15 protein-coding genes are annotated in these 21,440 nt (G+C 53.2%); 6 read left to right on the top strand and 9 right to left on the bottom strand.

Translation table 11 applies throughout. The features are described from left to right. Positions 1-25: 25 nt before the first annotated feature. The gene (locus tag HF984_RS07430; protein WP_168615047.1) at positions 26-3,187 is read left to right on the top strand and encodes a bifunctional [glutamine synthetase] adenylyltransferase/[glutamine synthetase]-adenylyl-L-tyrosine phosphorylase; all 3,162 of its coding nucleotides are present in this window, start codon (positions 26-28) and stop codon (positions 3,185-3,187) included. 65 nt (positions 3,188-3,252) lie between these two features. Here the strand turns inward: HF984_RS07430 and budA are convergent, their stop codons facing one another. Further along, positions 3,253-4,005: an acetolactate decarboxylase gene (gene budA, locus HF984_RS07425; protein ID WP_168615046.1), complete on the bottom strand. Its 753-nt coding sequence runs from the start codon at positions 4,003-4,005 to the stop codon at positions 3,253-3,255. 395 nt (positions 4,006-4,400) lie between these two features. Continuing rightward, entirely contained in the window at positions 4,401-5,825 is a 1,425-nt protein-coding gene (gene glnA, locus HF984_RS07420; protein WP_168615045.1) for a type I glutamate--ammonia ligase, read from the bottom strand. A 299-nt stretch (positions 5,826-6,124) separates the two neighbouring features. Between glnA and HF984_RS07415 the strand changes: the two genes are divergently transcribed. Continuing rightward, positions 6,125-6,556 (top strand): RDD family protein, encoded by a 432-nt coding sequence (locus tag HF984_RS07415; RefSeq protein WP_168615044.1) that lies wholly within the window; start codon positions 6,125-6,127, stop codon positions 6,554-6,556. Between the two features lie 132 nt (positions 6,557-6,688). Here HF984_RS07415 and HF984_RS07410 read toward each other — a convergent pair whose 3' ends face one another. The 3 genes from HF984_RS07410 to lipB form a co-directional block, all read right to left on the bottom strand. After that, on the bottom strand, positions 6,689-7,519 hold the full coding sequence (locus tag HF984_RS07410; RefSeq protein WP_375546070.1) for a DUF4191 domain-containing protein: 831 nt from the start codon (positions 7,517-7,519) through the stop codon (positions 6,689-6,691). 130 nt (positions 7,520-7,649) lie between these two features. Beyond that, complete coding sequence (lipA, locus tag HF984_RS07405) at positions 7,650-8,663, bottom strand: lipoyl synthase (RefSeq protein ID WP_168615042.1); 1,014 nt, start codon at positions 8,661-8,663, stop codon at positions 7,650-7,652. 53 nt (positions 8,664-8,716) lie between these two features. Beyond that, positions 8,717-9,412 (bottom strand): lipoyl(octanoyl) transferase LipB, encoded by a 696-nt coding sequence (gene lipB, locus HF984_RS07400; protein ID WP_168615041.1) that lies wholly within the window; start codon positions 9,410-9,412, stop codon positions 8,717-8,719. Positions 9,413-9,547: 135 nt separating this feature from the next. Between lipB and HF984_RS07395 the strand changes: the two genes are divergently transcribed. Then, a complete protein-coding gene (locus tag HF984_RS07395) occupies positions 9,548-11,230 on the top strand; it encodes a serine/threonine-protein kinase (protein ID WP_168615040.1) in 1,683 nt (560 codons plus the stop codon). A 67-nt stretch (positions 11,231-11,297) separates the two neighbouring features. Here the strand turns inward: HF984_RS07395 and HF984_RS07390 are convergent, their stop codons facing one another. The 4 genes from HF984_RS07390 to HF984_RS07375 all read right to left on the bottom strand — a co-directional run bounded on the left by HF984_RS07390 (position 11,298) and on the right by HF984_RS07375 (position 16,819). Continuing rightward, positions 11,298-11,642 carry a DUF2463 domain-containing protein gene (locus HF984_RS07390; protein ID WP_168615039.1) on the bottom strand — a complete coding sequence of 115 codons (345 nt, stop codon included), beginning with the start codon at positions 11,640-11,642 and terminating at the stop codon, positions 11,298-11,300. Between the two features lie 181 nt (positions 11,643-11,823). After that, a complete protein-coding gene (gene sucB / locus HF984_RS07385; protein ID WP_168615038.1) occupies positions 11,824-13,512 on the bottom strand; it encodes a 2-oxoglutarate dehydrogenase, E2 component, dihydrolipoamide succinyltransferase in 1,689 nt (562 codons plus the stop codon). 92 nt (positions 13,513-13,604) lie between these two features. Beyond that, the gene (gene lpdA, locus HF984_RS07380) at positions 13,605-14,984 is read right to left on the bottom strand and encodes a dihydrolipoyl dehydrogenase (RefSeq protein ID WP_168615037.1); all 1,380 of its coding nucleotides are present in this window, start codon (positions 14,982-14,984) and stop codon (positions 13,605-13,607) included. A gap of 320 nt (positions 14,985-15,304) precedes the next feature. After that, the gene (locus HF984_RS07375; RefSeq protein WP_168615036.1) at positions 15,305-16,819 is read right to left on the bottom strand and encodes a leucyl aminopeptidase; all 1,515 of its coding nucleotides are present in this window, start codon (positions 16,817-16,819) and stop codon (positions 15,305-15,307) included. Positions 16,820-17,075: 256 nt separating this feature from the next. On the opposite strand from HF984_RS07375, the gene HF984_RS07370 reads away from it, so the two are divergent. The 3 genes from HF984_RS07370 (at position 17,076) to HF984_RS07360 (ending at position 21,250) form a co-directional block, all read left to right on the top strand. Further along, the gene (locus HF984_RS07370; RefSeq protein WP_168615035.1) at positions 17,076-18,005 is read left to right on the top strand and encodes a proteasome assembly chaperone family protein; all 930 of its coding nucleotides are present in this window, start codon (positions 17,076-17,078) and stop codon (positions 18,003-18,005) included. A 209-nt stretch (positions 18,006-18,214) separates the two neighbouring features. Further along, positions 18,215-19,672 carry a DUF4192 family protein gene (locus HF984_RS07365; protein ID WP_168615034.1) on the top strand — a complete coding sequence of 486 codons (1,458 nt, stop codon included), beginning with the start codon at positions 18,215-18,217 and terminating at the stop codon, positions 19,670-19,672. A gap of 234 nt (positions 19,673-19,906) precedes the next feature. Next, a complete protein-coding gene (locus tag HF984_RS07360; RefSeq protein WP_168615033.1) occupies positions 19,907-21,250 on the top strand; it encodes an RNA polymerase sigma factor in 1,344 nt (447 codons plus the stop codon). The last annotated feature ends 190 nt before the right edge of the window (positions 21,251-21,440 follow it).

Raw genomic sequence — 21,440 nt, 5'->3', positions numbered from 1 at the left:
CACTACAGCCAAGGAAAAGACACCAGTGAGTCAAACAGCAGGGGCTGAAGACCCCAAAGCCGAACAGAAACTTCTCTCAGCCATGCTCAGCGCAGGGTTCATCGAACCGAAAAAAGCGCGTCGCTGGTTGGACGCCCCTGAACTGGCGCAAGCTCATAGGGACGCGTTGCTTGAAGGGCTTCGTCGGTCAGCATCACCCGATATGGCGTTACCTTCCTTGGTGCGCGTTCTCGAAAAATCTCCTCAACTCATCAGCGAGGTAAACAAAGGCGCCGATGCCGAGGCGCTGTACCGCGTCCTAGGCGCTTCGCAGGCACTTGGCGACTTCTTTATTCGCAGACCGGAACACGCTGAAGTGCTCACGGGGCAAGGAACCTTCAACCAGCTCAAAGAGTTTCCTGCATCGTTGCTAGCTGAGACCGACGATGAGCAACTAATGCCCATCGCACCCTTAGATACGCTCTACCGTGCAGAAATACTCAAAGCCATTGGTGCAGATCCGAAAGCGGGCCAGCCTATAGCCACGATGACGGGCAAGGACGCTTACATCGCTCTGCGTGCAACCTACCGCAGGTTCTTAGCTGAACTTGCAGCGCAGGACTTGATGGATCCTGACCCCGTGGGGTTCATGCCCACCGTCGGACGCTACCTGGCAGATCTCGCAGCGGCCGCCATCGAAGGTGCGCTCGCTATTGCTCGTGCCGAGGTCGCCTCAACCACCAGCACTCCCGAGGAAGTAGCTGCCGTCCAACTGGCTGTCATAGGCATGGGAAAGTGTGGCGCACGAGAACTCAACTACATTTCCGATGTAGACGTAGTCTACGCCGTGGGACACACCCCACTCAGCGAGCTTCCTGAAAACGCAGAGAAGCTAACCGACAATGACCTGGCGCGCATCGGCACAGAACTCGTACAGGCACTGAGTAAAGCCATCATGGCACCTGCCCCAGAACCTGCACTCTGGGAAGTCGACGCCAACCTGCGCCCTGAAGGAAAAGACGGCGCACTTGTACGCACTATAGAGTCTTACGCCACCTACTACAAACGCTGGGCAGAAAACTGGGAATTCCAGGCCCTGCTCAAGGCCCGGCCCATCGCGGGCTCAGCGGAACTCGGTGCCCAGTGGGCCCGCGCCATGAGCAACTTTGTCTGGGAATCCGCCTCACGCGAAGGATTCGTCGAATCCGTGCAGGCAATGCGCGCCCGCGTCACCGATAACATCCCGGCAGCAGAAGTCGACCGTCAGATTAAGCTGGGACCCGGCGGTCTGCGCGATGTCGAGTTCACCGTACAACTCCTCCAGCTAGTGCACGGCCGCACCGAACCCAGCGTCCGCACCAAAACCACCACCGATTCGCTAATTGCGCTTGCCAAATCCAGCTTCATTGGGCGAAACGATGCGCAACAGTTCCTCCTCGACTACAAGAAGTTACGCACCCTAGAACACCGCATCCAGCTTCTCTATTTGCGTCGTACGCACCTCATGCCATCCAAGGAAAACGAGCAACGCATTCTTGCTCGCTCCTATATGGCCCCTTCGCAGTGCGGTAGTTACACCGCTGAGCAAATGCTCAAGGACTGGCAGAAAATTAAGCGTTCTGTGCGCACTTTGCACGAACGTCTTTTCTTCCGCCCGCTTCTTGCTGCTGTGGCTCACCTGTCAAAAGACGATGTTGCTCTGTCTGAAGAATCGGCACGCGATCGCCTGGCAGCGCTTGGGTACAAGGACCCCAAGGGCGCTATTCGTCATATCCAGGCACTGACTAAAGGCATTCAGCGCAGTGCAGAAATTCAGCGCACCCTCATGCCTGTGCTTTTAGGCTGGTTTGCGCAATGCGTAGACCCAGACGCGGGTCTGCTGGGCTTCCGCCGTATCTCTGAGTCTCTAGGATCAACGCCCTGGTATCTGCGGATGCTGCGCGATTCCACCGCAGCTGCCGAACGCCTGTGCATGATTTTGGCATCCTCACGATTTATCACCGACCTCATCGAGGTTGAGCCAGAAGCTATCGCCTGGCTTGATCGCGACTCAGATTTGCGCCCCAAAGACGCTGAACAACTGTGGGCTGAAGCCGAGGCACAGATTCAGCGCCACAGCGACTCAGCGCAAGCCATGCGTCGCATCCGCCTGATTCGCCGACGCGAAACCCTTCGCATCGCAATGGGCGAGGCCTCACAGGTACTTGAACTCGACCAAATCATGCGCGGTCTTTCAAACATCGACCAAGTGGTGGTCAACGCGGCTCTCACCATCGCCCAGCGCGATATGTTCAATGAGGGAGGCATCGAGCAATTGACCGACGTGGTCGTGATCGCGATGGGCCGTCAGGGCGGACAAGAAATTGTCTACGGCTCAGACGCTGACGTCATGTACGTTCACGTTCCGCGCGAAGGAGCAGATGACCGCGAGGCACAAAAGCAAGCGATCGATCTGATTACCGTCATGACCCAGTTACTCAAACACGCCACAAAGCCGGCGCTTCGCGCAGAACGCGTGCTAGAAATTGATGCTGACTTGCGCCCCGAGGGACGCTCCGGACCCATGGTGCGCTCGCTGGAATCATACCGTGAATACTATGAGCGCTGGGCTGACACTTGGGAATTCCAGGCTTTGTTGCGTGCCCGTCCGTTTGCCGGTTCTACCGACGTTCAAGATGCGTTTATTAAGCTCATCAATAACTTCCGTTACCCCAAGGATTTCGCGCTGTCGCAGGTGATTGAAATTCGCCGGATGAAGGCTCGAGTTGAGAATGAGAGACTTCCGCGCGGTGCAGACCGCACGCGTCAGTTGAAGTTAGGACGCGGTGGGCTCAGCGATGTTGAATGGATTGTTCAGTTGATTCAGCTGTGCGATGCGTACAAAGAGCCAACCCTTCAAACCACGAGCACCCTGGGCGCTTTGCACGCTGCTCATGAGGCAGAGATTGTAAGTGCCGATGATGCCGCGGCCTTGCAAAGTGCTTGGAAGCTAGCGACCAAGATTCGTGCCGGAAATATCTTGCGTACCGGACGCGCGTCCGACACCCTTTCCAGTGCTGGCGCTGACCTTGAGGCTATCGCTCGCTGGTGCGGTTATGGGCCCGGAAAAGCCCGCGACCTTGAAGAAGACTATCTGCGTATTACTCGGCGTGCTCGCACCGTTTATGAGCGGTTGTTCTTTGATGCCGATTTGTTATCAGAAGAATAAGTTGCTGTTATAACATAATGCCCCGGCTCAGTGATGAGTCGGGGCATTTTGGTGTGTGCAAACGGCTATGCGTGCTTTTCTGCCTTGGTAATCTGATCGGCTAGGTCTTCGGGAGAGAGGTTCGCCCCAGAGAATTCGCTGGTAAGTGGCAGGTGCAAACGTAAGTCGGTACCCAGGCAAATTTCTACGTAAGCGTTATCTAGCTTGAAGTCGATGACGTGACCACCCTTTTCATGGTCATCATCAATAAAGTGAGCGTGGCAGCCTGGAACGCCGATACCCTGCTCATAGATGGGGGTACGGAAGCCCACGATGGTGCCGCGGACGTTGTCGAACTGGACGATGTCATCATTTTCGGTTGCCTCTACCATCTTGGGGTAGGGCTTGGTTTGCTTCTGCACGGTACGGGTGCGTACCCACTCAAAGTCACCAACAATTTTGAGTGCGTACATATAGTTCTTTGACACCGTGAAGTCATCGAGCACCTGCGATGCGGACTTTCGAATGATGTTGTTGGGCAGACCGCGGCGGATAGTGGGCACAAAGTTCATGACAACAGCAAAGGGTGTCTGCTGGTCAAGGCCGGCGGGCACAACGGTGCCGTCGTGGCGCATCTGGTAGCAGTTGCCATCCAGTACAATCATTTCGCCGTCGAGACCGTTGAAGGTTCCCACACCAAAGTTGCCGTGACCGAGCAGTTCGCCGATGCTCATCTCACCGTCGTAGATACCGTCCAGCAACTGCGACATGAGACCGGTCTGAAATACTTCGTTGCGGTAGACGGTTTCGCCGTTGAGCTTTTTGGGAGAGTAAGCCACTGAATGCTCCTTAGTTCATGATGTTGCTCCACAGATATCTGATAATAGATGCTCCGTGTAATCTGTTCTTGAACTTTACGTTACTCTTCTTTCGGTCTGAGGGAGAGGGATATATCGGGTGATGTAAATCGCTGTGATGCAATCGATGAGGATTGTTGTCAAAGGGGGAGTCGGGCGGCAAACGCCGCGGTTCTCAAACTGGTGGGATGCGAGTACGAATCACCTAGTGAGCGTAGCGAACCTGGGGGAGAAGGATTGTTTGTAGTTGCTGTACTCGCACGGTACATTCAGGCCTGACTAAAGAAGCTTAAGGAAAAACTTTAAAACAAGTGTCCCGGCATCACGGATGATGCCGGGGCACGAAGTGTCGAGCTATCAGCTCGGGAGTCTAAAGATTAGACGCCGTAGTACATCTGGTACTCGAGGGGGTGCGGTACCAGGGTGAGGGGCTCAAGCTCGTTGGTGCGCTTATAGTCGATCCAAGCCTGGATGAGGTCCTCGGTGAAGACATCGCCTTCAAGTAAGAAGTCGTGGTCAGCTTCGAGAGCGTCCAGTGCTTCAGCCAAGTTAGCGGGAGCCTTCTTGATGTCCTTAGCTTCTTCAGCGGGCAGCTCGTAGAGGTCCTTATCGATGGGTGCAGGAGGTTCAATGCGGTTGCGGATACCGTCCAGACCTGCCATCAGCTGAGCTGAGAATGCGAGGTAGGGGTTTGATGAGGGATCCGGTGCGCGGAACTCAAGGCGCTTTGCCTTGGGGTTGGTACCGGTAATCGGGATGCGAATACCTGCTGAGCGGTTACCCTGTGAGTACACCATGTTGACGGGTGCTTCGTAGCCGGGAACCAGGCGCTTGTAGGAGTTCACGGTGGGGTTGGTGAACGCAAGAACTGCTGAAGAGTGCTCGATCAGACCGCCGATGTACCAGCGAGCAACATCTGAGAGGTTTGCGTAACCGCGCTCGTCGTAGAACAGGGGCTCACCGTCCTGCCACAGTGACTGGTGGCAGTGCATACCTGAACCGTTGTCACCGAAAACAGGCTTAGGCATGAAGGTTACTGACTTGCCCCAAGCGTCCGCGGTGTTCTTGATGATGTACTTGAACTTGAGAAGGTCGTCTGCCGCTTTGGTTAGGGTATCGAACTTGTAGTTGATTTCAGCCTGACCAGCTGCGCCTACCTCGTGGTGTGAGCGCTCGACTTCAAGACCAACCTCATCGAGAGCTACACACATAGCGTCGCGCAAGTCAGCCTGCTTGTCGACGGGTGATACGGGGAAGTAACCGCCCTTGATGGGGGTCTTGTTGCCCAGGTTGCCGCCTTCTTCCTTGCGGCCGGTGTTCCAGTAAGCCTCGTCTGAGTCAATCTTGAAAAAGGTTGACTGCGGGGTTACCTGGTAACGAACGTCTTCAAAGACGAAGAATTCTGCTTCTGATGCGAAGAACGCGGTATCAGCGATACCGGTTGACTTGAGGTATTCTTCTGCGCGTTCTGCAACACCGCGGGGGTCGCGGTGGTAAGGATCACCGGTGCGGGGGTTCACGATGGAGCAGGTAACGATGAGGGTCTTCTCAACACGGAAAGGATCAACGTATGCGCTTTCAACATCGGGAATCAGCTGCATATCTGACTCAGCGATACCCTGGAAACCGCGGATGGATGAACCGTCAAAGAGCTGACCGTTGACGAAGAAGTCATCGTCGATTGCTTTTGCGGGGAGGTTGAAGTGCTGCTGAACACCGGGAAGGTCAGTGAATCGGATATCAACAAATACAACTTCTTCGTTCTTGATAAATTCAAGAACTTCTTCTGCGCTAGTGAACATAGTCCCTAGTACTCCTTAGAATCGGGTCAACTCTGTGTGCAACGTCTGCGAACTTGCGTCTTCTGTTGCCTTGTTACGTTCTACTGTATGAACTAAATTTTGCCCTGAAGTGTCTTGAATGTTTCAAGTATGTAACAGCTCCCGGGCTTTACAGTAAAGCGGTAATGGTTAAATCGTAGCGGGAATACCCTGCGTGCTGGTGAACTTCTAAGGCTCTTTGACCAATTAGGCAATCTTTTTCAAAGTGTGGACGTTTGCCGCTGGCTGTCTTGCCGGGTACTAAACGGTAGGCTGGAGGGGTGAAAAACGATAGCTACGGTTCTTCTTCAATCAAAAATAATGAGCAACCTTACCCTGGTCAAAGCTTGGGACGCCCCAGCGACGGTCCTGGTTCCATCGCCAGCATTATCAGGCGCGTCATCGCGTTTTTTATTGACTGGTACCTGTGTTGGGGCCTGCTAGCTCTAGCTGGTTTCGCCGATCAGTCATGGCTTCTACTCATCGTGGTTTATCTCTATATGAGTCTGCTTATCGGCTTTGGCGGCCATACTGTAGGCCAGCTGATTGTAGGGGCACAGGTGCAGACTCTTGACGGGCGTCCCGTTGGCTATGCCACAGCCTTTTTACGCTCTTTCTTGGTCATGCTTCTTTTACCGGTTCTCATGATGGACAAAGATACTCGCGGTGTGCACGACCGCATCCGGCATACTGCTCTTGTCCGTATTCGCTAGAGCACACCCCAAAAATTAGCAGGACGCAGGGGGACGGCAAACGCCACCCCCTGCTTTTGTAGAACTTTAGCTGAGGCAAAAAGGATAGAAAAAAGTCCCACCGAGCTGACTCGATGGGACTTTTTATAAAGTTTAGCGACCGCGCATACCCTTGCGATCAGGACGCATACGCATGGGATCAACACCCTTGGGCATCGGAAGGTTCTGGTTACCCAAAGAAGTAATACGGCTGTTGACCGCCTGAACTTCCTGCTGAGTCAACTTATTTTCCAACTTGTTCATCTTGCGGGTGACTTCCTTCATGGGAGTCTGACCCTCGCCGTTTCCAGCGTTGATGACGTGAACAGGAACGTTAGGCGCAATGCGGCGCAGGGTTGCCTTCTCCTTGTTCACCAACTGGGCAACACGCTTGGTCGGACCTTCGGTCACAAGAACGATGCCGGGGCGACCAACAGCGCGGAACACTACGTCCTGGGTGCGAGGATTAACAGCGGCGGGCTGCTGATCAACAATCCAGCCGCGACGCAGAGTGCTCATGGCAGCACCGGACGCACCGGTCTGGCCATCAATCTGCGCGAAGGCGGCTTTTTCAGCGCGGCGCGAAAGAATCATGACAGCAACTAGCACTGCAAAAGGAATACCAATGAGCAAGAAGGTAATCCAGTTATGCAGCAAGATACCGATGAGCAAGAAAACCAACAAAGTTGCCAGAGCAGCCAGCAACATAATCCAACCGATGTTCGGGTCAGACTCGCGGGTCATCTTGTAGACCTGCTTCATCTGAGCGAACATACCCGGCTTCTTGTTCTGAGCGTTCTTAGTTTCAGCGCGCTTTGAGCTAGCGATGCGAGATGAACCAGGCTTGCGCTTAGTCTCGTTACGCTTTGCGCTGGTGGGCTGAGCCGAAGTGCGGGTCTCAGCACGCTTTGATGAAGCACGCTTGCTACCAGTCGATTGAGTCACAATGAATCCTTGAGTGCGGTATGGCATGTACTGCAGTACTCAAACTGCAAAATACCATTCTATAGGTAAACCGGTGCTAGTTCGAATGCGTTATGCGACACTCAAGCTAACACCGGCTACACCGTGACGCTTAGCCGACTAGACCGGCAGCGACGAGGGAAGATGCTTCCTGGGCTGCTGAGCCGGTATCGTCAATGTGCGACAGGTGCTCGGGAATCTCGCGTCCGTTCTTCTTCATGGCGCGTGCCCACAGCTTACCTGCGCGGTAAGATGAACGAACCATCGGGCCCGCCATAACGCCTGCAAAACCGATTTCTTCAGCCATCTTGGACAACTCAACGAACTCCTGAGGCTTAACCCAGCGGTCGATGGGATGGAAGAGCGGACCGGGGCGCAGGTACTGGGTGAGAGTAATAATGTCGGTGCCCGCATCGTGCAAATCGCACAGAGCCTCGTAAATCTCATCGTTGGTTTCGCCCATGCCGAGAATCAGGTTGGACTTGGTGACAAGGCCAGCTTCTTTACCCTGAGTGATGACATCGAGTGAACGTTCGTAGCGGAACGCGGGGCGAATCTGCTTGAAGATACGTGGCACAGTCTCAAGGTTGTGCGCAAAAACCTCGGGCTGAGCATCAATAACCTGCTGGACATCCTGCTCACGACCCTTGAAGTCGGGAATCAAAATCTCCACACCGGTATTCGGTGCTATGCGGTGAATCTGGCGAATGGTCTCCGCATAAATCCACGCACCGCCGTCTTCAAGGTCATCGCGTGCAACACCAGTCACGGTGGTGTAGCGAAGACCCATCTTCTTCACGTTCAAAGCAACCTTGATCGGCTCAGTTTTATCAAGAGCAACAGGCTTACCGGTATCAATCGCGCAGAAATCGCAGCGACGGGTGCACTCAGAACCACCGATGAGGTAGGTAGCTTCGCGATCTTCCCAGCATTCATAGATGTTAGGACAGCCAGCTTCTTCACATACAGTGTGCAAACCGCTACCGGTTGAAAGCTCAATCATCTCACCGTAGTTAGGGCCAACTTTAGCTTTGGTCTTAATCCAGTGAGGCTTCTTCTCAATGGGCACCTGGCTGTTACGCTCTTCAACGCGAAGAAGCTTACGGCCTTCGGGCTTATCGCTCATGTTTTATCTCCTAGTGATATGTCCTGTAAATTCTTGAAAATCTGAGGTAAAAGTTAGCGTCTAAAGCCGTGCTGAGTCGGGTCATCGCCAGGCTCAAAGTCGAGAGCCAGCTGATCAGCGAGCTTCACGATTTCTGCTTCAACGCGCGGTGCCATTTCGGCGGGGGTGACGGTGCGCCCAAGCTGTTCACTAATAGTGGTAACGCCCGCATCGGTAATACCGCACGGAATGAACTGACCGAAGGGGTTGGTCTCATTTGAGCAGTTCAATGCAAAACCGTGCATTGTCGTTCGTTTAGAGACGCGAATGCCGATCGCCGCAATCTTCTTATCGGGGGTAATGCCGTCTCCGAGAATCCACACACCCGAGCGTCCTTCAACCCGGTCTCCGGTAATACCCATATCTGCCAGAACATTAATAATCATCTGCTCCAAAATGCGCACGTACTTAACGACGTCGAAAGGCAGTGGCAGACGCAAAATGGGGTAGCCGGTGAGCTGACCAGGGCCGTGCCAGGTGAGCTTGCCGCCACGGTCTGTCTTGATGACAGGAATGCTTTTGTCCTGAGGATATTCGTGGTCTTCAGTGAGTTTACCCGCCGTGAAAACAGGCTGATGCTCTAACAAAATGACCGTATTTTGGGTTTTAAGGGCGGCTACTTCATTCAGTAGTTCCACCTGACGGTCCAATGCTTCTGAGTAATCTACAAAAGCAGGGTCGTACCCCATACGTTCAAATATCACAGCCATAAGAACTACCTTAACTCTTAAAGGGCAAGTTCTAAAACGAGAAGACTGTGGGATTCACCAAAGGCGGAGCGAGAATAAAATTTACGTTCTATGACGCGTGCATAAACCTTATGCCACTAGGGCTTTTGCTAGCCTGTGGATAACTTTCGCGGTGATTTTGGAAAATCGTGTACACCTGATGTCATGAAGAATTTTGAACCACGACCTGAGTCGACTAACCTGCCCATTACCAATTGGATGCCGCTGGTACCCCACGAAGTGGATGCTCATGCCCACAGCCACGATGCTTCTGAAGCTTCATCGGCCATAGAAACCGGTGATACCCACGCCAACGGTGCATCTCATTCCACCGGTGAATACTCCGTGATCTACAAGATGCAATCATTGCCGCACGGAGCGCTTTGGCTCGTCAGCTGCAATGAAGCGCAAGGAAAATCGAGGGGACTGGCACCGGGAGAATACACCCTGCACAGTTCAGAGCCTCAAAGCGATACTCTAAAAATCCGATCTTTAGAACGCCTGCTTAACCTTGATAACCCAGAATCTGTAGCGACGCTTCTGACCCATCGGGAATCCGACCACCGCCACGAAAAATGGTACGAACCGCTAGGGGCCGGAAGCCTCGATAACGTACTTTCTGTCAGGTCAACTCTCACCCCGGGCGAGGTCACTTACCTTGCAGAGAGCGTAGCAGCCGCGCTCACCTGGGTGCACCAACAGTCCTTTGCTTACTCAGAACTCCGCCCGCACACCGTGGCCTTCACACTCGATGAGATGAAGCCCAAACTCCTTGCCCCAGACATCGACTTTCGCGGTGCACCCGCAACCATTGCAACCCAGCATAAAGCCCACGATATTCGTGAATTTTCAGCCCTCATCTGGCGTGCTCTCACCGGAGTTATTCCTGAAGATACCATCACTAGAAAACCGCTATCTTTATACTGTCCCGATGCGCCAGACTCATTGGCACAGGTTCTTGAATTAGCTTTGGACGCGCCTGCAGATGCTCAACCGCAACTTGCTGAGATAACGGCGGCGCTCGCATCCTATGCAAAACCTACGCCTATCGAACTTCACACAGCTGCTCACCCGAGCGTTAAAGGACGCTTGCCGGCGCGCATCGTGGCTCCTGCTACATCTCACGGAGTCTCACGAGCATCACGCACTACAGCCACACCAAAGACTCGTCAGAAGAAAGCTACTGGAATAACAACTAGTAAATCTCGACCACGGTGGCTGCTTCCCATAGCGGCCGCCGTAGGTGTTTTAGCGGTCTGTGCTGCGGGTCGGACGCTGGTCAACGGTAACGAAGAACCGCAACAATCAGCTGCTACCGTGACTTCGGAGCCCTCAGTCCAGCAGGTAGCTGAAACACCTGCAGAATCTCACCCCAGTAGCTCTGCCTCAGCCACTTCTGACTCCATTGAAAGTATCACTGCGGATGCTGAACACCTTGAAGAAGATATCCACTCAATCTTTGAGGCACGCAACAAGGTTTTGGCATCCGGCAACGGCAATGGAATCGCCGAATACGCTGTACTTACCTCAGACGTAGCCCGAGCAGACGGTGAACTGATTTCCCGCGACTCTGATCGTACACTCGCGTCCCAACCACTCAGCGTCGTAGAGATTACCGAAATCTCAACCGACGCTGAACACGCGCAGGCGACAGTCACCCTCAGAAGCAATCAAACTCAGCTTGCTGGAACCAGCGGGATAACCGAGGTCAATGGGGGAGCTCAGCAGCGCGCCCGCCTAACCCTTGCGCTACAGGATCATCAATGGAAGCTGGAGACAGCTGTGCCTATCAGCGACTAAAGCAGGAATGAGGCATAAAAAGGCGGGCCAGAACAGTGAGTTCTGACCCGCCGGGTATCGAAAATTTTTAGTGGATTGCAAGGGCAATGATGACGTTAATAACCGCTAGACCGCCCACCGCATGCGCAAGACCGGTAGAAACGGGCAGACCCTGCTTGTACTTCTTCTGGCCGATGAAAGCACAAACAACAATCGCCAGGGCAATTAGCATCTTGATGCCGTATCCCATGTGGTTAATCTGAGCACCGTTAGAAGTCGCCAAAATATACATGGTCAAACCGGTGATAAATGCCAGCAAGGCTGAATGAAACTGACCCGGCAAAACCTTCGGCGGCTTAAAGTTAGCCACCCACAAACCGATAATGAGCACCACGCTAATAACGTGCAAAATCAACAAAATAGTATGAAGCATACTTTATACTCTACGCACTACCAACGCTATTTGCGGACAATCTGTTCATAAAAGCCTCAAGTGTGACACAACGTAAGGTAAAGTCACGGGACAAATATAAAGGACGCCGGTGCCTCTATGAGTGGAGACACCGGCGTCCTTAGCTCAGAGCGCTACGCCGGGCAACCGGCGAGACGCGTTCTTAGAGGCCGAGCTCAGCGTCGAATGCTGCTTCTTCCAGGCGCTGCTTGAGGAAGTTCAAGAAGCGACCTGCGTCTGCACCGTCAACTACGCGGTGATCGTAGGTCAGTGAGAAGTAAGCAAGGCTACGAACTGCGATAACGTCGTTACCTTCTGCATCCTGAACGATTGCGGGGCGCTTGTTGGTTGAACCAATGCCCAAGATTGCAACGTTCGGCTGGTTGATGATCGGGGTGAAGAATACACCGCCGGTCTGACCGGTTGATGAGATGGTGAAGGTTGAACCTGAGAGCTCCTCGGGACCAACCTGGCCGTCGCGTGCACGCTTTGCAACGTCGCCAATCTTCTTAGCAAGACCAGCAATGTTCAAATCGCCTGCGTCCTTGACCACGGGAACCAGCAGACCCTTGGGGGTATCTACTGCCAAACCAAGGTTCTCTGAACCGTGGTAAGTGATTTCCTTGAAGTCATCTGACATTGAGGAGTTGAACTGGGGGAACTGCTGCAGAGCCTCGGTCACTGCCTTTGCGAAGAAGGGCAGGAAGGTGAGCTTTGCGCCCTCGCGAGCTGCGAAGTCGTCCTTAGCCTTGTTGCGCAGTGCAACCAGGCGGGTCAGGTCAATTTCCTGAACGGTGGTCAGCTGTGCTGAGGTAGCAAGTGACTCAACCATGCGCTTAGCAACGGTCTGGCGAATGCGGGGAGCCTTCTCGGTGGTGCCACGCTTTGATGACTTCTCAACCTTGGGAGCTTCCTTCTTAGCAGCTGCGGGAGCTGACTCTGAAGCTGCAGGAGCTGAAGCTGCAGGTGCTGATGAGCCCTTAGCCTCAACTGCTGCCTGAACGTCCTGCTTGCGGATGCGGCCACCAACACCGGTGCCCTTAATGGTGGAGAGGTCGATGCCTTCCTGCTTAGCGAGCTTGCGAACCAGCGGGGTTACGTAAACTTCGCCGTTTGATGATGCAGGTGCTGAAGCCTCTTCTGAGGTCTCTTCCTTCTTAACCTCAGCCTGGGGAGCTTCCTTCTTCTCCTCAGCTGAAGGAGCAGGTGTTGCTTCTTCCTTCTTCTCTTCAGCTGCGGGAGCTGATGAAGCTGCTGATGCGTCACCGATGATAGCCAGAACCTGACCAACTTCAGCGTCCTCGTCTTCCTGGATGCGGATTTCAAGGAGAGTACCAGCTACGGGTGAGGGAACCTCGGTGTCTACCTTGTCGGTTGAGATTTCAACGAGGGGCTCGTCAACTGCAACTTCTTCGCCGATTTCTTTGAGCCAGCGAGTGATGGTGCCTTCGGTAACTGATTCACCGAGTGCGGGAAGGGTAACTTCCTGACCTTCTGATGAGCCTGATGAAGCGGGAGCAGCGGGTGCTTCCTCTTCCTTCTTCTCTTCAGCTGCGGGAGCTTCTTCCTTCTTTTCTTCAGCGGGTGCTGCGGGAGCTTCTTCTGAAGCGCCTGAGCCGTCGCCGATAACTACGAGGGGAGCACCAACTTCGATGTCTTCGTCTTCTTCAACGAGGATCTTTTCGATGGTACCTGCAACGGGTGAGGGAACCTCGGTGTCTACCTTGTCGGTTGAGATTTCAACGATGGGATCGTCAACTGAAACGGTATCGCCAACCTCTACCAACCAGCGGGTAACGGTGCCCTCGGTTACGGATTCGCCCAGTGCGGGCAGTTCAACAGTAGTCGACATAATGTCTCTTTCCGTCCTTCTATAGTGATGCTACGAAAATCTATGAGAGGGTGGCACGCTCGGTCTTCAAACGTGCCACCCTAAAAGCTTTATTAGCCGTGCAGGGGTGCGCCAGCAAGTGCCATCGCTGCTTCACCCAGTGACTCGTTCTGAGTGGGGTGTGCGTGGATGAACTGTGCAACGTCCTCGGGGAATGCTTCCCAGACAACCCACATCTGAGCCTCACCGATCTGCTCGCCCATGCGCTTACCTACAGCGTGAACGCCAACGATGGGGCCGTTCTTCTCGCGGACAACCTTAACCAGGCCGCCGGTGCCGAGAATAGATGACTTGCCGTTACCTGCAAGGTTGTACTCTGCAACCTCAACGTTTTCCCTGCCGAACTTCTCTTCAGCCTTGGGCTGTGAGTAGCCAACGGAAGCGATTTCGGGGTCGCAGAAGGTGACCTTGGGGATGTTGATGTCTTCAACAACCTGGGGGTTCAGACCAGCGATTTCTTCTGCAACGAAGCGACCCTGCTGGTAGCCGCGGTGTGCAAGCTGTACGCCGGGAACAATGTCGCCGATTGCGTAGATGTTGCCAACGCCGGTGTGCAGACGCTCGTTAGGAATAACGAAGCCGCGATCAAGGGTGATGCCCTGTTCTTCGTAGCCCAGGCCATCGGTGTTAGGGCCACGGCCAACAGCTACAAGAACGATGTCAGCTTCAAATACCTTGCCGTCGGTCAGGGTAACCTTTGCACCGTTTTCGTCCTGCTCTACCTTCTCGAAGAAAGTACCGAGGTTGGTCTTGATGCCGCGCTTCTTGAATTCACGCTCAACAACCTTGATGATTGCGGGGTCCTCGTTGGGTACAAGGTGAGGCAGACCTTCGATGATGGTTACGTCTACGCCGTATGAGCTCCACAGTGATGCGAACTCTGAGCCGATAACGCCACCACCGAGCACGATTGCGCTCTTGGGGGTGTAATCCATCTGCAGTGCCTCGGTTGAGGTCAGCACGCGGTCGCGAATCTCGATGCCGAAGGTCTTTGAGTATGAGCCTGATGCAAGGATGATGTGCTTACCCTTGTATTCGGTGCCATCTACGGTGATGGTGTCTTTGCCGGTGAGCTTACCGTCGCCTTCGATGACGGTAACCTTCTTCATCTTCAAGAGACCGGTCAGGCCCTTGTGCTTACCTGCAACAATGCCGTCCTTGTATTCGCGAACCTTAGCCATGTCGACTGAATCAAGGGTTGCGTTAACACCGAACTTTGCGGATTCGCGGGTTTCTGCTGCAACTTCTGCTGCGTGGAGGTAAGCCTTGGTCGGGATGCAACCGGTGTGCAAACAGGTGCCACCGAGCTTTGCCTTTTCGATCATGCCTACGGTAAAGCCAAGCTGCACTGCGCGAAGTGCTGCTGAGTAGCCTGCGCTACCGCCACCGAGAATCAGAACGTCAAATTCTTGAGCTGCTGCCGTATCGGCCACGTTGATGCTCCCTTTTGTTGAAAGTCGGGGCTAAAAACCCCGCGGTTTAACTATGTAGTTCGATTCCTAGCTTATCGCGTGTTTGGGTGTTGCTCTACTTTGTTTCGTTTCAACACTAAGTCGTGTTGGTGAACATAGTCACAGGTGAACGTAAACACTTGTACACTCAGCCAAGAAAACTGGGTACCGGGTAAGGGGGGACTTTTAAACGCATAGCCCCGCTATAGCCCCTATGCTCTCAGCTTGCGACTGTAGCTGAAAGCAAGAAAGCGATAGCGGGGCGCGTACCTAGCTCACGAGGGGTAACCGCGACCTATGGTCTAGTTACCAGCACGAGTTTCCAAGAACTTCACCAGTGTGGGCACGGACTGGCCAGTCCCTTCCTTGGGAGTGAAGCCAAACGCGGATTCTTCGTTGAACGCAGGGGATGCAATATCAAGGTGCGCCCAAGGAATCTGACCTTCATCGGTAGAGCCCACGAATTCCTTGAGGAAGATACCCGCTGAGAGCATTCCGCCAAAACGGCTACCGATATTTTTGAGGTCTGCCACCTGTGAATCCAAGGCAGGACGCAGATGAGCAGGAAGCGGCATCGGCCAGAAGTCTTCGCCGGCAGCCTCAGCCGCGTCCACAATCTGCTGACGGATGGCGTCATCACCCATCACCGCAGAAGTGCGAGTACCAAGAGCAATCATCTGGGCGCCGGTAAGGGTTGCCACATCCAAAATTACATCGAAGTTCTGTTCCGATGCGTACGCCAAGCCATCAGCCATGACGAGGCGACCTTCAGCATCAGTATTCAGCACCTCAACTGTGGTGCCGCCACGCATCGTCAAAACGTCTTCGGGGCGAGTTGCGGTGCCTGAAGGCATGTTTTCAGCCAGGCACAGATAAGCCGTTGCGCCAATGGGTAGGCCAAGCTCAGCTACTGCAGCTACAGCATTGAGTACGGATGCGGCACCCGCCATATCGCACTTCATCGTCATCATGGCAGCGCCAGGCTTAATGGAAAGACCGCCCGAATCAAAGGTGATGCCCTTGCCTACCAAAGCCACGGAAGTTGGCGCATCCTGAGGTGCATACTTGACCTCTACAAAACGAGGGCCGCGTGATGAACCTTTACCAACGCCCATGATGCCGCCAAAACCCTCAGCTTCAAGCTCTTCGGGCTCAAAAACGCGAACACTGACATCATCTAAGTCTTTAACGCGCTCGATTGCTTGCTGAGCAAACGTTTCGGGGTAAAGATGCGACGGGGGAGTATTCACCAATACACGAGTATGGTGAACAGCCTCGCCAAGAATGAGCGCGCGTTCTAATGCTGAAGAAGCAGCGTCAGCTTCCACATCGGTGATAATAACTGCAGAAGAAACAGGAGCCTTGACCTTCTCCGCGCTTTTCTCTTTCAGCTGTGAGTCGGTAAAAGCACCAAAAGCTATACCTTCAGCAACCGCTGCAACATCATCCACGTCCTCGGTGGGAACAGCCACAACAATATTCTCGCAACCTGCTAGCTGACGTGCAGCCGAGCCAACGCCGTAACGCAAAGCGTTAGCGCGTGTAGCAGCATCCTCGCTGCGTTCGCCCAGACCAGTAAGAACAACAATCTTTGCGGCTGAATCCTCAACACCGGGCAGGCGGTAGACCTGATCTGCGGCGCCCGAGATACCGAGATCTTCAAGAACAGCCTCAAGACCCTCTACCGTCTGAGCAGACAAAAAAGAAGGTGCAAGAGAAGCACCCTCAGACGATGAATAAACACCGAGAACCAAAGCATCAGCATCGATAGCATCGGCTCCAGAAGAAGCAACAGATAATGTGATCTCTGAAGTCATCAAAACATCCTTACATTTTCAACGAAACACACAGCCAAAAAGGACTATGTATAGGTGACTTCTTTTTAGAATACTCAGCGGAAACTGTACCCACAACCACACAGAAAGTGGACACCCCTAGAAGTACACAGTGCAGCGGTGTACAGTTGACCACTCCTGAGCGAAATTAAGCAGTATTTATCAAGTGCAGGGTATAAAATTCCTATTCGACGATAAAAACTTGTAGATGTTGTAAAGATAAGAGGAGGAAGCCGCCGTGTTAAACCCCGATAGCCTGTACTTAGCTAAGGCTGGCGTGTTCGAGAACGAGAACCTACGCGGACTTCCCCTCGTTGTTTCACTCTCGCATCCGCAGGATGCCGGGGGTACCGCGGGTCACCTCGGCGAAGTTCTTCTCAAAGAGCTAGAAAACGCATCCATCCTTGAATTTGATATGGATCAGTTGCACGACTATCGAGTGCGCCGTCCCCGTGTGAAGTTCAAAGAAGATCATTTTGAAAAAGCAGTGATGCCTGAGCTCAAGCTCTACCTGATGGAAGACCGCTTAGAGACTCCTTTCTTGCTGCTCACCGGTGCTGAGCCTGATTTGCAATGGCAGCGCTTTGTCACCGCGTTATCTGATATTGCAGAGCGGCTAGAAGTCTCTCTCACCATTTTTGTCTCGGGCTTTCCGATGCCTGTTCCGCACACGCGTCCTATGCTTGTCACCGCTCACGGTTCTCGCAAAGACCTCACCCACGGAATCTCTGCATGGCACCCCATCGCCGAGGTGCAAGGTTCTATCTCGCATCTGCTAGAAATCGGATTGGGCGAGCGCAACATCGATACTGTGGGCTTTGCCATCAATGTTCCGCAGTACCTCTCAGAAGCAGATTTGCCCCAATCAACATTGCTAGCCATGGAACACGTCTCGATGGCTGCTAAGTTGAGCCTGCCCTCAGATAAGCTTCGCGATTCTACGGAAAGCGTGCAAGAGCAAATCAACGAGCAGGTTCAGGCAAACCCAGAAATCGGCATGATGATTGAGCGTTTAGAAGAGAACTACGACTACAACGTCAAGGCTTCAGATATGCAGTTGCTTTCTTTAGCTGAACGCGAGGGCGACAAAGTTCCCGACCGCGATGAAATTGGCGCTCAAATTGAAGAATTTCTTGCTCACCTTGATGAGAAGTCTGAAGACGAATAAACCTTCACTAGATACCCGAAGGCGCTGGCAATTTCTTTGATGAAGTTGCCAGCGCCTTTGATGTTTCTCAAGGTTTTAATTGTGGACACAGCCCAATGTTGACATCTTTTACTGTTGATAGGTGTATTAGCCCTAGTCGGCTGTAGTGATTATCCACAGATTTTATAGAACGCTGGCGAGCTGCCGGACAGCTGTGGTCAAGTAAAACCATGAACACTAAGAACCACAAATCTTCGCACTCTGCTGAAGAATCAGAATTCACGCCGCTACGATCACCTGCAGACATTGCAGCCTACACCATTCACGCATTGGGGTACTGGCCCGAAAACTCCATCGTTGTTCTAGGAATCTCAGACGGAGGAGTCGGACCTTGCATGCGAGCTGATCTCATCGACCTAGAAGAACGCGAGCATATGCAATCGTATATTTCGCACCTGATGGAAATGATGCCGGAATTCGATGAGCAAGGGCATCGTTTTGAAACTTTCTTCACTCTCTACTTCGGTGAAACCAGCACAGAAGAAGCTCGAAAAATCCAGGCGGGGGAGAGCTGGCAACCACACCTTGAACTGATTCAACAGGATGCTCAAAGTGTTGCCCGCATCCAGCCATGGGCTAAAAGTTCATTCACAGCGGCTCGAGAACACAATGTTCACTTGGTGGAATCTTTTTACGTCAGCACCTACACCCGCTGGCGTTTGGATAACCCCGATGAGCTCATGTTCTTTGACGGCATGGTCGATGAAATCGTAATGAGCCCGCATTACGCTCAAATGATTGCACACGGCTCCAGCGTTGCCCATGCTTCGCAGGACAACCTCCCCACTCCCGCGTGGGATGTACTTGCCACCTCGCGTCCTGACGACAAAGACCAATGGCTGTCAGATGCTAACTTTTGGTTTACCTCTTACCGAGCCACTATTACCGCCCCTCATAGTTCTTATGCACAGAACTACAGTCAGCAAAAAACCGCAGAATTTACACTGTGGAACCACTATATTCAACGCATTATGGAAAGTTGTGAAACTGACGAGTTCAGCTCAGCGGCATCCGGCACCTGGGCTGATCAGCTCCGCGATGCCCTTGCGCCAGAAAGTGCCGGTTTTCTCGCCTCCACTCTTACCACAATGGGTACAGGACAACTTGTTTTGGCACTGGCATGTGCCGACCTTGAAACTGTTGTAGGTGCGCTGGCCGAACTCGATGAACTTGATGATACTGAGAAAACCGCCCGAGGGCAGGTGCTCTTTCCAGTAGCAGAACGAAAAACTTTAGAGTCCGCCTCGTTCAGCGATGACGCCGCGCTTCCGGCGCACTCCCTCGATACCATCGCAGGCTACCTTATGGGCACTTCACCCACCGCACCACACTGGGAACGTCTCGAAGCGCTCGACCTGCTATTGGATTTGGTGAGTTACAGTGCTGAAAGCGGTTGCCTGGGCCGTATCTACATCATGCAAGCGTGGATTCACTGGCTCAAAGGACGCACGAGTGCCGCCTGCGCCGTCCTGGAGCACAGCAAACAGTACCGGGAAGAGACAGAGTTCATAGCTTTTGAAGAAGCTATCAATCGCAACTTTATTCCCTTGTGGTGCCAAGATTCCCGGCAAACATGGCGAGGAACTTACCTCCAAGTACCCAATTTTTACCCGCCACGCAAGAGTTAGAAGTATATTTTCTTTACTTCTTCTGGAATAATTGAGCCTCGACCCCGTCATTATCTGATGAGAAAATATCCCGCACTCGGGAATAATTGAAAAACTTCGTGCGTTGAACACAACCGAAGACCCTTCAAAGATGTTTCTCAACCGGTTAAAACCGCAACAGATTTGACAGGGTCATAGGTGTTTTGACTGCGTGCCGCTGAACCGACACGTGGTTTTCAAAAAGAAAGGTTCTGTGTGTCACCTGCTGCAAGCAAGAAGACCGCTACGAGCGATGCTCCCAAGCGTAAGACCGCTACCAAAAAGGCGAATACTCGCTCAAAGGCAACCAAGCCAGAGACCGAGAACGAAGAAGTAAAAGCAGAGCTGACCGAAGCTTCTGCTAAAAAGACCACCCGCAAAACTAAGGCTGGCGCTTCAACCCGCAAGACTAAGAAGAGCGCGGATATCGAAGAAAACGAAGATATTGATGCTGATGATATTGATATCGACGACAAAGACATCGAAGATCCCGACGCCGTAGATCTCGAAGACGGTGATGAGGACGAAGAAGAGACCGAAAAAGAAGTCGAAAAGAAAGAGTCCGAAGCTGTAGCGGCCAAGGGCAACGGCTTCGTTCTGACCACTAACGACGATGACGACGCACCTGCAATTCGCGTCGTTACCCCCGGTGCAACCGCTGACCCTGTCAAGGACTACCTCAAGCAAATCGGTAAGGTTTCACTGCTGAACGCTGAGCAGGAGGTCGACCTTGCGCAGCGTATCGAAGCTGGTCTCTACGCTGAGCACAAGCTTGCAGAAAATCCTGACATGGACCGCGAGCTGAAGAAGGAACTTCGCTGGGTCATTCACGACGGCAAGCGTGCAAAGAACCACTTGCTCGAAGCTAACCTTCGTCTTGTTGTCTCTCTCGCTAAGCGCTACACCGGTCGTGGCATGCTCTTCTTGGACCTCATCCAGGAAGGTAACCTCGGTCTTATTCGCGCAGTTGAGAAGTTCGACTACTCAAAGGGCTTCAAGTTCTCAACCTACGCAACCTGGTGGATCCGTCAGGCTATCACCCGTGCGATGGCAGACCAGGCACGAACCATTCGTATTCCCGTGCACATGGTTGAAGTTATCAACAAGCTTGCGCGCGTCCAGCGTCAGATGCTTCAGGATTTGGGTCGCGAACCCACCCCTGAAGAGCTGGCAAAAGAACTCGACATGACCCCCGAAAAGGTCATCGAGGTTCAGAAGTACGGCCGCGAACCGATCTCACTGCACACCCCGCTGGGCGAAGACGGCGACTCCGAATTTGGTGATCTTATTGAGGACTCAGAGGCAGTTGTACCTGCCGATGCTGTCTCATTCACCCTTTTGCAGGAGCAGTTGCACTCAGTCCTCGACACCCTGTCAGAACGTGAAGCAGGCGTTGTTGCAATGCGCTTCGGTATGACTGACGGCCAGGCTAAAACTCTTGACGAAATCGGTAAGGTGTACGGCGTTACCCGTGAGCGCATCCGCCAGATTGAGTCAAAGACCATGTCTAAGCTGCGTCACCCGTCACGTTCGCAGGTTCTGCGCGACTACTTGGACTAATCCGATAAGAATGCGAGCAAAGGATAGTTCAGGCGGTCTGGCTATCTGACGCGGGAAAAAATTGATTCCTCGCTTGCTCGGATTTTTCCCGGTCAGCAGGTTCTGCGCGACTACCTAGCCCAAACCGCTAGTTAACGCTAAAAGCCCGTTCTCTCCCTTGACACCTAGGGGAGCGAACGGGCTTTTTTGC

The sequence above is a fragment of the Rothia terrae genome, from assembly GCF_012396615.1.
Classification (GTDB): domain Bacteria; phylum Actinomycetota; class Actinomycetes; order Actinomycetales; family Micrococcaceae; genus Rothia; species Rothia terrae.
Note: the sequence above shows the minus strand (reverse complement) of the source record. Positions and strands in the feature narration are given on the sequence as shown.